Source organism: Streptomyces sp. NPDC005393 (assembly GCF_040606675.1).
In the GTDB taxonomy this organism is placed as follows: domain Bacteria; phylum Actinomycetota; class Actinomycetes; order Streptomycetales; family Streptomycetaceae; genus Streptomyces.
On the sequence record NZ_JBEXFG010000091.1, the window covers coordinates 1 to 12,809 of the forward strand.

The window sequence follows — 12,809 nt, forward strand, 5'->3', positions numbered from 1 at the left end:
TGCCGTTGCGAGGGTGTCCAGGTCTTTCGTCACACATTGACATTGGGCGCCCTCGTGCCATGTCCGCAGGCGAACCCTTGGACTCATTCATCTAGGACTCCTTTCGTCCCGGACCTTCACCGGCGGCATGGGCGAGGCCACCGCGTCGAGCAGCCGGTACGGCAGTTCTGCCGGAGTCGTCCCGAGCAGCGCGGCCGCCCGGCGACGGGTGCCGTACAGGCCGATGAGCACGGCCCGCGGCTCGCTGCCCGCGGCACTGGGCGTGACCCGCTCGAAGAGCACTGCGGGGCCCGGCCCCGTCGGCGGCGGGGCGGGCGTCCCGGCCCACTTCGCATACCGGGAGGAGACCCCGAACCTGGCTGGGACCTCCTCCCGCTCCCGCACCAGCTGGCCGGGCATCGCATCGAGCCCGGCCAGCGCGGTGCGGAGATCTGCGAGGCGGCGGCGAGTCATGCCGCGCCCTCCGGGGCCGTGCCCTCACGGGTGACCTCTGCGGTTGCGCCCGCCGCCCGCCGCTCGGCGAGCCGCGTCAGCTGAAGCCCCGTCAACTCGCGGATGAGTGTGCGGTACGTTGCCTCAGCGATGCCGGGCGGCATGCCCAGCTCGTCGGCGAACCGGCGCACTTTGGCGATGACCTGTTCCACCCGGCCGGGTGAGCGCACCGTCTCCTCATCGCGCTTGTGCTCGGTCAACTCCCGTACCACGCGGGTTCGTTCGGCGAGCAGCACGAGGATCTGCCAGTCAAGTCCGTCGATGGAGCCGCGCAGCTCGTCGATCCGTTCCGAGCCGGTCATGGTGCGGGCACCTCGTCGATCACGTACACGACGGTGGGCTCGGCGTCGGAGCCCTGCGAGCGGTGCCGCTCGTCACCGGGGATGATGAAGCCCATGCCGGGGTGGCACGGCACCGAACGGTTGCCGAAGTGGATGGTGAACTCGCCCTGCAGGACATAGCCCTGGTGGCCGCGCTCGCACCATTCCTCCTCGTTGAAGCCCGCGGGCAGCTCCATCAGGCGCACCCGCAGACCGCCGGTGTACGCGATCTTCACCCGGCCGTCGGCGCCGGGCTTGTGCCACTTCTCCCAGGGGATGTCGTCGAAGTTGACGCCGACGAGGGCGGGGGTGTTGGTCATGGGCAGAGCTCTCCTCAAGAGGTCGTTTGCGTTATGCGTGAAAGGTGGTTGCGGCATCTGTCTCAAGACGCGGAACGCGTCCGTGGGGCCACACGTTCGTTACGGTCGTCCAGGGGAAGCACCGGCCCCCCGGAGGTCGCCTGGGCATTGCGCAGCAGCAGCGTCATGTCGATCATCCGGTGGGCCATGCGCGCCAGCGCGTCCAGGCCCTCGGCGTCGTTCAGCCCCGGCACCCGCGACGTGTTCCGCAGCAGCGCGGGGAAACCGCTCCCCACCAAGATCATCCGGTTGAGCAGCAGATTGTCGACGAGCTGGTTGTGCACTGAGGCGTCGCTGTAGCGGCGGCACGTGACGATGATGCCGCCGACCTTGTTGGCGAGAGGTCGGTCGAAGCGCAGATAACCGACGCCCGCCCGCTCAATGAAGATTTGCATGAGATGCGCGAGACCGAAGCCGTGCACGGGCACGGCGTAAATGATTCCGTCGGCCCGCTTCATCTCCTCGATGATGGCGGGCATGTCGTCCGGAAGGGCGCACGGGCTCGTTCGGTTGTTGCAGTCACCGCACGGGCTGCACGGTGAGATGCGGTAGTCGCGCAGGTGCACCGTGCGGAAAACGGCACCCCGCTCCCGAACCAGTTCGCCCGCGTACTCGAGCCCTAGATCCGTGTTGCCCCCAGCACGCTCGGACCCTGATATGCCGAGAATGACAGGTCTAGCCCTAGGTATTCCTTGCATGAAATCTCCCCCGTAAGTCACTGTTCCGGGGAGGGCCGACCGAGCCCGCCCTCCCCGAGCCGGTCAGTCCTTGAGCTTCCCGGCGAAGTAGTCGATGTAGGCCTGCATGTCGAAGTGGCCGTGCCCGGAGAGGGAGAACAGAATGCTCTTCTCCTCGCGGGATTCCTTGCAGGCGAGGGCCTCGTCGATGGCTACTCGGATGGCGTGCGTGGACTCCGGCGCGGGCAGTATGCCCTCGTGCCGGGCGAAGGTCATTCCGGCGTCGAAGCAGGCGGTCTGCGGGACGGCGCGGGCCTCCAGGTAGTCGAGGTCCTTGAGCGCGCTGATGATCGGCGACATGCCGTGGTAGCGGAGACCGCCCGCGTGGATGCTCGGTGGCACGAAGTCATGTCCGAGGGTGTGCATCTTGGTGAGCGGCGTCATGCCCGCGGTGTCACCAAAGTCGTAGTCGTACGTTCCTTCGGTCAGGGTCGGGCAGGACGACGGCTCAACGGCCATGGCCCGCACGGAACGCCCGCCTCGCAGCTGCTCACCCAGGAAGGGAAGCGTGAGACCCCCGAAGTTGGAGCCGCCGCCAGCTGCGCCGATCAGGATGTCCGGGTAGTCCTCGGCCAGCTCCATCTGGAGCTGGGCCTCCTGACCGATGATCGTCTGGTGCATCAGCACGTGGTTGAGCACTGAGCCGAGCGCGTACTTGGCAGTGCCGCCGCTGCTGACCGCCGCCTCCACCGCCTCGGAGATGGCAAGGCCAAGACTTCCGGGGGAGTTCGGGTCGGCAGCGAGCGCGGACCGGCCAGCCTCGGTGAGTTCGCTGGGGCTCGCGGTGACGCTGGCGCCGAAGGTCTCCATCAGCCTGCGGCGGTAAGGCTTCTGCTGGTAGCTCACCTTGACCATGTAGACCTCGCAGACGAGGCCGAAGTACTGGCAGGCGAGGGAGAGGGAGCTGCCCCATTGTCCCGCGCCAGTCTCGGTGGTGAGCCGCTTCACGCCCGCCTGCTTGTTGTAGTACGCCTGCGGGATGGCGGTATTGGGCTTGTGACTGCCGGCCGGGCTGACGCCCTCGTTCTTGAAGTAGATGCGGGCTGGGGTGTCGAGCGCCTTTTCCAGGCGGCGGGCTCGCACCAGCGGGCTGGGCCGCCACTGCTTGTACACGTCGAGGACGGCGCCGGGGATGTCCACCTCGGCGTCGGTGGAGAACTCCTGGGCTATCAGCTCCGGGGGGAACAGAGGCTCCAGGTCGGCTGCGGTTATCGGCTCCCGGGTGCCGGGGTGCAGCATCGGGTCCAGCGGCTTGGGCAGGTCCGCAACCACGTTGTACCAGGTGGTGGGGATGCGATCTTCGGACAGCAGATACTTCGTCTGGGACATGAAACACTTTTCCTGTGAGTGGAGTGAAACCGGTGCGGACGGAAGGGCTGAGGCAACCGGCCGTGGAGGGTGGTTAGTTGCTGGGGCCCACCGCATCTGCCGCAGTGGCAGTGGCAGTGGCAGTGGATGGAGAGGTGGGTTCGGAGCCCTTCACGGTGACCGACGGCCTGATCCGCATCAGCGCGTACGCCGCCATGCCGGCCAGAGGCGCCGCGAAGAGCGTGAAGAAGACGGGCTGATGGCCGTGCGAGTCCAGATGACGCCAAGGCCGACCGGCACGACGAGCCGGGCGAGGCCGAGTACGAAGCCGTTGAGCGCCATGAAGCTGCCGACCCGGCGGTCGTCGACATGGTCAGCGACATACGTGGGCACGACGACCGACACGATGATCTCGCCGAGCGTCCATACCACCGTGGAGAGCAGGATCGCCGACAGCGAGAACGCAAAGACGATTACGGCGAGGCCGAGCGCCCACAGCAGTCCCGCGATGAGCAGCAGCAGCTTCGTGCCGTGCCCCCGGATGTGCTTCTCCAGGAGCAGACCAATGCTCACCACGACGACACTGTTGATCGTGTAGACGGCGCCGACCAGGCCCGCCGATTCGTGCAGCACCGTCGTGACGGCGAGCGGCAGCGCGTATTCGAGACCGATCAGCGGCACGACGTAGAAGAAGGAGGCCAGGACGAGCAGCAGCACATGGCTGTGCCCGAGGGGTCCCGAGCGACCCTTTTGCTTCTGGCCGTTGGCTCCGCGCCTGCGGTCCTTCGGCACCCAGACCGCGATCATCGCCGCGCACGCCAGGCCGGCGAGGATGTTCCCCGCGAACATGACGTGATATGAGTACGCCGCTGCGACACCGCCGAGGAGCGGGCCGACGCCCATCCCCAGGTTATTGCCGACATAGCTGATCGTGTAGGCGAACGGGCGCTGCTCGGGCGTGGTCAGATCGGCGACGAGGGTGTTGGACGCGGGACTGAACATGCCCATGCCGACCAGTGCGACGAAGAGCAGTCCTGCGTAAGTCCACGGCGGGCCGCCAAGCACGGCGAGACCGAGATAGCCTGCCGCGTTCAGGAGCAGCGCTGTGCGGCGGCCGCGCAGATCGCAGAGGGGCCCGCTGAGCAGACTGCCGACGAGCAGCCCGGTGCTGCCGATCGAGATGAGCAGCCCCGCCTCACCGGGGCTGAGGTCCTTGCCGCGCACCAAATAGACGGCGAGCAGCGGGAAGACGAACATGCCCGCGCGGTTCACGAAGGAGGCGAGGAAGAGTAGGCGCAGCGCGAACGGCAGTTCCTTGAATCGCGTCCACCACATGGCTACGCCTGCTCGGTCTCGACGCGGAATGCGTCCCGCACGGTCTTAAAGCGGGTCCGCACATCCTCGAAGTCGGTGCCCTCGCACACGTACCAGCCGAGCACGTCGTTGGAGCGGGTCGGCGGGGCGAGGACGTCGCCGACGTTCTTCCACACGTCGGCGTCGAGCACCGCTTCGAGTGCCGTCAGCTCGGCGGGCGTGGTGATGGCTGTGATCCGGCCGTACTCGCCCGAGGCCAGATACTCGGTGCCGACCTCCGGGCCCAGCCGCGCCGCGGGCCGGTGCTGCGGGTCGAGTTCGAGCCTGCACCACTCGCCCGCGAGGTTGATGCCGCGTCCCGCCTCGATGGCTGGCACGATCGAGCCGCCGCCCGCGCGTGCGCCCGCCTCGCCGAAGACGACCTCGCCGTCGTCGAGCAGGAAGAACTCGGCGTGCACGACTCCGGTGCTCAGCCCGAAGCCGCGCAGGACCACCGCGTTCAGCTCCAGGATCCGCTGCTCGCGCGGGACAGGTCGTGCTTGCGGGAGATGGTGCCGCCCGGCTCGTCGCGGTACTCCAGGACGGAGTACGTGTACTGGGAGAGCTGCTCGAAGACGACCTCGCCCGCCTGGAACAGTGAGTCGACGTGAAACTCGGTTCCGCGGATGAACTCTTCGACCCGGTACTCGTGCCGGTCGTCGCCCATCTCCTCCCAGACGCGGTCCAGTGCCTCGCGGCTGTCCACGCGGTAGGTGTTGCCGCAGGCCCAGCCCGCGTACGGCTTGATGACGACGGGGTAGCCCACCTTGCCGGCGAACTCCGCTACGGTGCCGACGGTGTCGGGGCGGCAGGAGCGTGCGACCGGAACGCCGAGCTCCTCGGCCCTGCGGTGCATCACGTTCTTATCGCGAAAATTGAGCGCCTGGTCCGGGGTGAGACCGCGGATCCCGTGGTCCCTGCGGCTGCGGCTCGCCGGGAGCACATCGCCTTCGAAGAGCGGGAAGATCCGCTCGATGCGGTGTTCGGCGACGATCCCGTCAACCGCGGCGCGTACGGATGCCGCGTCCTCCAGATTGGCGTGGTACTGGGGCAAACCGTCGGCCTCGGGGGCCTCCTCGCCGGTGGGCAGCAGTACCACCGTCTTGACGCCGAGGTCGGTGGCGGCCGCGACTACGCTGCGCAATTGGGCGGTGTAGCGTCCCGAGGCGGGTCGGTAGAGCACCAGGATGGAACGGTTCATGCGGGGCTCCTCATGCGAGTCGTGCGCGTCATACGCGAGTGGCGTGCAGGCTCAGTGGACCGTCGCGGCCGACCAGGCGCCGAACAGCTCCCCGGACGGCGTGGACCGGTCGAGCACCAGCGGCCTCCCCGACTCAACACAGAGCCCGGCGAGCGCCTCCGTGAGCCGGCCGAGCGCCCGCTCGACGTCGTCACGGCCGCCCTCGTGCGCGGACTCCACGGTGAGCAGGATCCGGCGCGGCCCGAGTTCGGTCTTGACCACGTCGCCCTGCCGCCAGTTCCAGCGCCGTGAGTGCGCGCGTCCCTGTCCATCGGCGTAGACGACCTCGCCCGGCTCGGGCTGCTCGGGCGCGTCGGGCGCGCCGAGCGGCAGATAGGTCTCACCGCCGTGGGCGAGGCGCACGTCCAGCTCGCCCTCGATGTCGCCCACGTCGCAGGACGCCACCGGAAGGCGGCTGTCCAGCGACGTGGCATTGCACAGGTCCACCAGGGAGTTGATCCGCGGAAGCCGGTCCCCCTTGGCCACCCTGCGCAGGACCGACTCGGCGGCGCAGAGGAACCGGTTGGGGTTTACGTCGACAGCCCGGTAGGCGTCCCGCCAGGCGGCGATCGCGGGCAGCGCGGAGACCTCCGCCTTGGAGAGCTGCGCGGCGTGCAGATCGTCCTCGGCGGCGGTGAGCTGCGCAGCCACCGCCGGGGCGTCCTTGACGACGTCGATGTCCGGCACGGCGATCAGACCGAGCACATAGCCGGGCACGCGCTCCGACAGCCGCGCGTCGATGGTGACGGTCAGGGTGCGGGCGCCGGTGGGGGTGCTGTCCATGGGGCTGTGATCCTTCATTTCCATGTCGGTGTCGGTGTCGGTGTCGGTGTCGGTGGTCGAGTCGGTGATCCGCTGTTGATGTGATCGACAGTAGGGAGCGTGCGGGATGCCGGATGTGGCCAATTTCCGGGAATTCCGGGAGACCACTTCCGTGGGACTGCTTCTCTCGGTGGACGTCTTGGACGCTCCGTACGCCGCTTCAGGACTGCCGCTCTGGCCGCTGATGGAGGCGACGTTGATGACACTGCCGGGCCGCCCCGCGGCGATCAGCCGGCGGGCGAGTGCCCGGGTGCAGAAGGCCGCACCCGCGTTGATGTCGAAGACACGGCCGTAGCTCTCTGCGTCGTAGTCCAGGAAGTCCCTGGCCTCGTAGATCCCGGCGTTGTTGACCAGGATCCCGGGCACTCCGTACGCGTCCTCGATCTCCTGGAAGAGTTCCCCGGCCGCCCCCGGCACGCCCAGGTCGACGACGAGCGCGGCGTGTGCCGCAGGGTCGGCGTCGTCCTTGACGTCAACGGCGAGTACCCGGTGCTCGGACTCGGCGAGTGCGGCCGTCGCGGCGCGCCCGATCCCTCCGGCGCCCCGCCCCTCACCACTGCCACGGCCACGCGTCAGCGGTCGCCTGGTACGTTCATCTGATCATTTCCCCGTGTTCTCCGTATCCCCGTAGCCCGTTCCTCCCCGTTCAGCGAGCGGTGCCGCTCAGAGCATTCACCGCGCCCGCCCCCTCCAGGAAGTTCCCGAAGAGCCGCATCCCGCCCTCTGTCATCACGCTCTCCGGATGGAACTGCACACCTTCGACGGCGAGCGTCCGGTGGCGTACGCCCATCACATAGCCGTCGTCCAGAGACGTCGCGGTCACCGCGAGCTCCACGGTCGGACCGGTGACGATCAGCGAGTGGTAGCGGGTGACCGTCAGCGGCCTCGCTGCGCCCGCGAACACGCCCTGTCCGTCGTGTCCGACAGCGCTCGTCTTGCCGTGCATCAGGTGCTTGGCGACAGCGATCCGCGCCCCGTACGCGAGGCCGATCGCCTGATGGCCCAGGCAGACACCGAGCAGCGGCACCTGCCCCGCGAAGGCGTGTACGAGCTCGACGTGCCCGGAGTCCGCCGGGTGCCCGGGGCCTGGCCCCAGGACCACGGCGTCGGGAGCCGACTCCACCAGCTGCCGCACCGTGCGGGTGCGCGAGCGCACCACCTCGGTCTCGGCGCCGAGCGTGAGCAGGTACTGGTCGATGATGTGGCTGAAACTGTCGTACGCGTCGACGAGCAGGACCTTCACTGCAGCAACTCCTCACCGGTCAGCGCCCAGTAGGTGGCGCTCATCTTGGCCAGCGTCTCCCGCCATTCGTCGGCCGGCACGGAATCGGCGACCACGCCCGCCGACGCCTGGGTGCTGTACCGAACTCCGTCGTGCACGGCGGTCCGGATGCACAGGGCGAGCACCGCGAACCCGCGGACGTCGACCAGGCCGAGCGCCCCGGCGTAGATGCCGCGCGGGTGGTCCTCGATGTCGTTGATGATCTCCATGGCGCGCAGCTTCGGCGCACCGGTCATGGTGCCCGCCGGGAAGGTCGCGCAGATCGCCGACCAGACATCTGTGCCATCCCTGACCTGGCCGGACACGGTCGAGACCAAGTGATGGACGTACGCGAAGGGTTCGACCTCCATCATTGTGTCGACGGACAGCGTGCCGGGCACGCTGACCCGCCCGATGTCGTTTCGGCACAGGTCGACCAGCATGACGTGCTCGGCTCGCTCCTTGGCGCTGTCCCGCAGCTCCGCTACTCGGCGGTCGTCCTCGTCCGGATCGGCGGCCCGGGGTGCGGTCCCGGCGATCGGGCGCATGGAGATGGCGTCGTCCTGGATCCGCACGAACAGTTCGGGGCTAGCCCCGATCACCGTCCGGCCCGCCCAGGGGACGAGGTACATGTAAGGGGACGGATTGCGGTGCCGCAGCCGTCGGTACACCTGGAGCGGCGTCAACTCGCTCTCGATGTCGATGCGGTGACCTATCTGAATCTGGTAGCTGTCTCCGATCTCGATATGACCCAGGCACCGCTTGGCGCGCACGACGAATGTCTCCTCGTCCACGGTGTCCCGCACGGACAGCGGCTCCGGGGCCTCCGGCACGGCGGCGGCGACACTCGCCATGCCCTGGGCGTTCACCCTGTCCACGACAGCCCGCAGCGGCTCCTGCGCAGGGTCCTCCGTCAACTGTGCCCCCGTCCCAGCGAGATGACGCACCCCACCACTCCGCAGGTCGTACCAGACCGTGTCCTTGAAGAGGGTGAGTGTGCAACGCGGCATGTCCGACTCGTCCTGTAGGGAGGGAAGTTCCTCCATGGCCCAGGCCGCTTCGTACGACAGCGTGGTGAGGAATCCGAACGCGAACGTCCCTGTGGGCACCTCGGTGTCGACGGCGAACACGCCCTGGACCGCGCGCAGGAGCCGCCACACGGCCCCGGAATCGCGCACGCCCCAATGCCATACGCAGCCCTCCGTGCCGCGCGGCTCCCCGACGACCGCGGAGAGCGCCGCGGCGAGCGCGTCGCCGAGGTCCCCGGCGGCGACGAGTTCCACGCGGTCGGCGAAGACGCGCAGCTCCGCGAGGCGTCCGCAGCCGACGGCGGCATAGTGCCGGTCCTGGTGGGCCCGTCCAGGCTCTCGAAAAGGTAGACATCGCCCTGGTCCCGCGTACTGGCAAGGGCTTCGTACAGGCTCAGCGCGTCGACGGACGGAAGGGCTTCGGAGATCACGCGCACCGGTTTCGGGCAGGTTTAACTCTGACAGCAAAGACACAGCGAAAACCTTTCTGATCCGAACGGACCGTGGGGCTTTCGAGGAATGAAAAATTACGTCTGCGGCGCGCAAAAGATCCGTCGCCGCACGCCACGCATGCCGGACCACTTCGATCCGGCTCCCCCGTGCCACCCCCGGTCGCCGGCATTCCCGCCCGGCGACGAATGTGTGTGCGAGATGACTCCATCAAATGTGAGAATGCGCTGGCCATACCACTTCGGCTGTCCGGGAGGAGACCACTTGTCGCGGCAACTAGCGCTCACCGTGGACCGTGAATCGCGCCTTCCGCTGGCTGTCCAGGTACGTAACGCACTGCGAGGATTAGTTGAGAATGGAACTTTGTGGCCGGGCACACGAATTCCCTCCAGCCGTCAGCTCGCCCTCGATATAGGGGTTTCCCGTAGCGTCGTGGTGGAGGCATATGAACAGCTGTCGGCCGAGGGGTATCTGGAGACCAAGCGCGGTTCCGGCACCACGATCGCGGCCCGCGCCCAGTCGGACGAGGGCGCCGCCTCGACGCTCGTACCGCCCGACCCGGAGCCTGTCCCCGAGGCGATGTGGGACCTGCGCACCGGAACGTCGAACGTCGTGGACTTCCCCCGCCAGGAGTGGATCCGCTGTGTCGCCGCCGTGGTCAATGACGCGGGCCGCCAGGAGCTCAGCTACTCCGCGCCGGCCGGGGTCCTGCTGACCCGTCGCGTATTGGTCGGCTACCTGGGCCGGGTGCGCGGCGTGCGAAGCCGCCCCGAGGACCTCATGGTCACGGCCGGCTTCGCCCAGGGCCTCGCCCTGACCTGCAAGGTCCTGCTCGACCGGGGACACACCACGCTCGGCGTGGAGGACCCCGGTCACCCGGGCGAGCGCGAGTTCATCACCAGCTCGGGCCTACGCCCGGTCGGCATCCCCGTGGACGAGGACGGTCTACGGGTGGACCTTCTGGAGGAGAGCGACGTACGGGCCGTCCTGATCACGCCCGCCAACCAGTTCCCCACAGGCGCCCGGCTCAGCCAAGCCCGCCGCGAGCGCCTCATCACCTGGGCGCGTGAGGTCGACGGCTATGTCCTGGAGGACGACTTCGACAGCGCGTTCGTGCAGCGCATCGACCAGCTCCCCTCGCTGCAGAGCCTCGCCCCGGACCGGGTGGTCTACGCCGGAAGCGCGAGCAAGACCCTGGCCCCCGCCCTCCGCCTCGGCTGGCTCGCGGCCCCCTCGGAACTGATGGCCTCGATCGAGCACGTCCGCGCGGGCTGGGACATCGGCTGCTCCGGCCTGGAACAGCTGGCCTTCACCCGTTTCATCGACACCGGCGCCCTCGACCGCCACCAGCGCAAACTCCGCGCGGAATTCCACCGCCGCCGCCAGGTCCTCCGCCGCCAGACCGAGTCCTGGCTCCCCGGTACTCACCTCATCGGCCGCGGCGGCGGTCTCCAGGCATACCTCCAACTCCCCCCGCACCTGGACGAACAGGCCCTGGTCCGAGCCGCCCGCCACCGCTCCGTACTGGTCCGGGGCGGCCACTTCTACACCCTCACAGACACATCGAGGCCACCCGCCCTGGTGATCAGCTACGCCACAGTGAACAGCGCGGGACTGGCCAAGAGTCTGATGGCCATTGGGTCGGCATATCGGCAGTTAGGGGGCTTGACGTGAGCTGGCCTGGGTTTCGTAGAGACTCACCGCAACTGCTCGGGCTAGCGCCCCGACACGAGAAGGCAATGCCGCAGGTGAACGGTCTTCACCGGATCCCCGGCGCTACTAGGGTTGGCACACAGCCGAGGGGCGAGGAGCGTGAGGATCCGGTGCGACGCCGGAATCTCCTGGTCGGCCTGGCCGGGGCCACCGCCAGAACAGTCTTCAGCCCCACATCAGCCGTGGCTTCCACTTCCGCCCGCCCGAGCCTGTCCGGTCTGGAAGACCTGCTGCTCTACCGGAAATCCGACACGGTTCTCCGCCCGGATCCCACCCCCACCACGGTCGCCGCGGCGGTAGACGCGGCCCGCCGTGACTTCAACGCCTGCCGTTACGACACCCTCGCCCGAGCAATCCCTCCCCGAATCGGGCTCGCCCAGGCCCTCGGCACCAACGGACACCCCGAGCAGGCGGCGACCGCAGTCGCCGAGCTGTACAACACCGCCACACGACTGTGCATCAAGCTCGGCGGTGACGGCCTAGCCGCCGTCACCGCCGACCGCCGCACTCGAGGGTGCCGACACGCTGACGGTCGCCGAAGCCCACCGCATGATCTCCAGCGCCTGGCGCCGTCAGGGGCACTACGCCCGCGCCTTGCAGTGTAGGCCGCTGTGGCGTACAGGTTGCCCTGCACGGAAAGTCGCTCGGTCTCGTCGGCGGTGCGGTCGGCGGCCAGCTGCTTGGCAGCGCGTACGGCGATGTCGGTAGCGAAACAGAGCGACCGGCACACCGCCCACGCACTCATCGCCGAGGCGGAAGCCACGGCTGGCCAAATCGGCCGCGACGCGCTCCTGCGCGGCACCACCTTCGGCCCCAGCCAGGCCTCCTCCACCAGATCTCGATCACCTGCTCGGCGACGTAGGGCAGGCCATCGAGGACGCCCGCCGCGTCGACGTCACCGCCCTGCCCACCACCGAGCGACAGGCCCGCTACTGGATCGACGTCGCCCGGTCCTTCGACCAGTGGGGCAAACCCGAGCGTTGCTATCGCGCGCTGCTGGAAGCTGAACAGGCCGCACCCCAAGAAGTCCGCCGTGGCGCCGTACGGAACATGGCCGCCAGCCTGATGTGGCACGATCGCGCCCTCCCCGGCGTACGGTCCTTCACCACCCGTATCAGCGCCCTCACCTGACTCGCCTTCAGGTGAGTCGGCTTATCAGGATCAACCCGTGATATCTCAGCCCGAATGCTTGCCGGCAAGTCCGTCGAACGCTCCCGCCGTAGGCGAGAGGAGCCCAAGGGTTGAGGAAAACCTCTTGAGGCCCTGGTGACTACTACCTGACAGATCACCTCTGTGCCAGCGCAGCTGGCGAGCCGTCACCAAGGCAGCCAGCGTTCCCCGCTGGCATCGCCAGCGGAAACCCGCAGAACCACCAACCCTCCCCATCAGGGGAGGGGGCTACTCAAATAACTGTGCAACTAACAACTTTGACTTCAACCGGTGCCGTAGGCGCCGGTCCTGTTCCAGCCCATCTCACGATTCCCCCGACAGGGGGAATCCCTCAGCTACTTCGGCCCGACATCGTCGGCCGCACCAACGCACGCTCGCGCCGTCAGGCGTGACGCCCTGTCATCTTACGGGCCGTCAGGCCCGAGTTGGGCCGTCAGGCCCAACTCAAGAGCCGACAGGCTCTCTCGCCGATCTGGCGGGCGTGGTCGTGACCAGCGACGCCATGCACACCCAGCGCGAGCACGCCAGCTACCTGCTCGGCCGAGGCGCGCAGTAC

The 12,809-nt window shown here is 68.2% G+C and carries 13 protein-coding genes; 2 read left to right on the forward strand and 11 right to left on the reverse strand.

All coding sequences use genetic code 11. From position 1 onward, the window contains the following. Positions 1-87: 87 nt before the first annotated feature. The 11 genes from ABZS71_RS34770 to ABZS71_RS34820 all read right to left on the reverse strand — a co-directional run bounded on the left by ABZS71_RS34770 (position 88) and on the right by ABZS71_RS34820 (position 9,175). Positions 88-453 (reverse strand): hypothetical protein, encoded by a 366-nt coding sequence (locus tag ABZS71_RS34770; protein ID WP_356216656.1) that lies wholly within the window; start codon positions 451-453, stop codon positions 88-90. Next, positions 450-794, reverse strand: a complete 345-nt coding sequence (locus tag ABZS71_RS34775; RefSeq protein WP_356216659.1) for a chorismate mutase — start codon at positions 792-794, stop codon at positions 450-452. Before ABZS71_RS34775 ends, ABZS71_RS34770 begins: the two co-directional genes overlap by 4 nt. Further along, positions 791-1,132 (reverse strand): cupin domain-containing protein, encoded by a 342-nt coding sequence (locus tag ABZS71_RS34780; protein ID WP_356216661.1) that lies wholly within the window; start codon positions 1,130-1,132, stop codon positions 791-793. Before ABZS71_RS34780 ends, ABZS71_RS34775 begins: the two co-directional genes overlap by 4 nt. A gap of 62 nt (positions 1,133-1,194) precedes the next feature. Next, positions 1,195-1,869: a flavodoxin family protein gene (locus ABZS71_RS34785; RefSeq protein WP_356216664.1), complete on the reverse strand. Its 675-nt coding sequence runs from the start codon at positions 1,867-1,869 to the stop codon at positions 1,195-1,197. A 63-nt stretch (positions 1,870-1,932) separates the two neighbouring features. Beyond that, a complete protein-coding gene (locus ABZS71_RS34790) occupies positions 1,933-3,237 on the reverse strand; it encodes a TrpB-like pyridoxal phosphate-dependent enzyme (RefSeq protein ID WP_356216666.1) in 1,305 nt (434 codons plus the stop codon). Between the two features lie 177 nt (positions 3,238-3,414). Next, the gene (locus tag ABZS71_RS34795; RefSeq protein WP_356216669.1) at positions 3,415-4,551 is read right to left on the reverse strand and encodes an MFS transporter; all 1,137 of its coding nucleotides are present in this window, start codon (positions 4,549-4,551) and stop codon (positions 3,415-3,417) included. A 2-nt stretch (positions 4,552-4,553) separates the two neighbouring features. Further along, positions 4,554-5,024: a hypothetical protein gene (locus tag ABZS71_RS34800; protein WP_356216672.1), complete on the reverse strand. Its 471-nt coding sequence runs from the start codon at positions 5,022-5,024 to the stop codon at positions 4,554-4,556. A 5-nt stretch (positions 5,025-5,029) separates the two neighbouring features. Continuing rightward, positions 5,030-5,770 (reverse strand): hypothetical protein, encoded by a 741-nt coding sequence (locus tag ABZS71_RS34805; RefSeq protein WP_356216674.1) that lies wholly within the window; start codon positions 5,768-5,770, stop codon positions 5,030-5,032. 51 nt (positions 5,771-5,821) lie between these two features. After that, positions 5,822-7,207, reverse strand: a complete 1,386-nt coding sequence (locus ABZS71_RS34810; protein WP_356216689.1) for an SDR family NAD(P)-dependent oxidoreductase — start codon at positions 7,205-7,207, stop codon at positions 5,822-5,824. A gap of 70 nt (positions 7,208-7,277) precedes the next feature. Beyond that, the gene (locus ABZS71_RS34815; protein WP_356216677.1) at positions 7,278-7,874 is read right to left on the reverse strand and encodes an aminodeoxychorismate/anthranilate synthase component II; all 597 of its coding nucleotides are present in this window, start codon (positions 7,872-7,874) and stop codon (positions 7,278-7,280) included. Further along, the gene (locus ABZS71_RS34820) at positions 7,871-9,175 is read right to left on the reverse strand and encodes an anthranilate synthase component I family protein (RefSeq protein ID WP_356216680.1); all 1,305 of its coding nucleotides are present in this window, start codon (positions 9,173-9,175) and stop codon (positions 7,871-7,873) included. The genes ABZS71_RS34815 and ABZS71_RS34820 overlap by 4 nt, the downstream gene beginning before the upstream one ends. Positions 9,176-9,592: 417 nt before the next feature. Here ABZS71_RS34820 and ABZS71_RS34825 point away from each other — a divergent pair, with 417 nt between their 5' ends. Next, positions 9,593-11,044, forward strand: coding sequence for a PLP-dependent aminotransferase family protein (locus tag ABZS71_RS34825; RefSeq protein WP_356216683.1), 1,452 nt, complete (start codon positions 9,593-9,595; stop codon positions 11,042-11,044). A gap of 221 nt (positions 11,045-11,265) precedes the next feature. Beyond that, positions 11,266-11,688 carry a hypothetical protein gene (locus ABZS71_RS34830; RefSeq protein ID WP_356216686.1) on the forward strand — a complete coding sequence of 141 codons (423 nt, stop codon included), beginning with the start codon at positions 11,266-11,268 and terminating at the stop codon, positions 11,686-11,688. Positions 11,689-12,809 lie beyond the last annotated feature (1,121 nt).

Coding starts and splice junctions, on each gene's coding strand:
- ABZS71_RS34770 (WP_356216656.1), bottom strand. CDS start 453: ATGACTCGCCGCCGCCTCGCAGATCTCCGCACCGCGCTGGCCGGGCTC.
- ABZS71_RS34775 (WP_356216659.1), bottom strand. CDS start 794: ATGACCGGCTCGGAACGGATCGACGAGCTGCGCGGCTCCATCGACGGA.
- ABZS71_RS34780 (WP_356216661.1), bottom strand. CDS start 1,132: ATGACCAACACCCCCGCCCTCGTCGGCGTCAACTTCGACGACATCCCC.
- ABZS71_RS34785 (WP_356216664.1), bottom strand. CDS start 1,869: ATGCAAGGAATACCTAGGGCTAGACCTGTCATTCTCGGCATATCAGGG.
- ABZS71_RS34790 (WP_356216666.1), bottom strand. CDS start 3,237: ATGTCCCAGACGAAGTATCTGCTGTCCGAAGATCGCATCCCCACCACC.
- ABZS71_RS34795 (WP_356216669.1), bottom strand. CDS start 4,551: ATGTGGTGGACGCGATTCAAGGAACTGCCGTTCGCGCTGCGCCTACTC.
- ABZS71_RS34805 (WP_356216674.1), bottom strand. CDS start 5,770: ATGAACCGTTCCATCCTGGTGCTCTACCGACCCGCCTCGGGACGCTAC.
- ABZS71_RS34825 (WP_356216683.1), top strand. CDS start 9,593: ATGCGCTGGCCATACCACTTCGGCTGTCCGGGAGGAGACCACTTGTCG.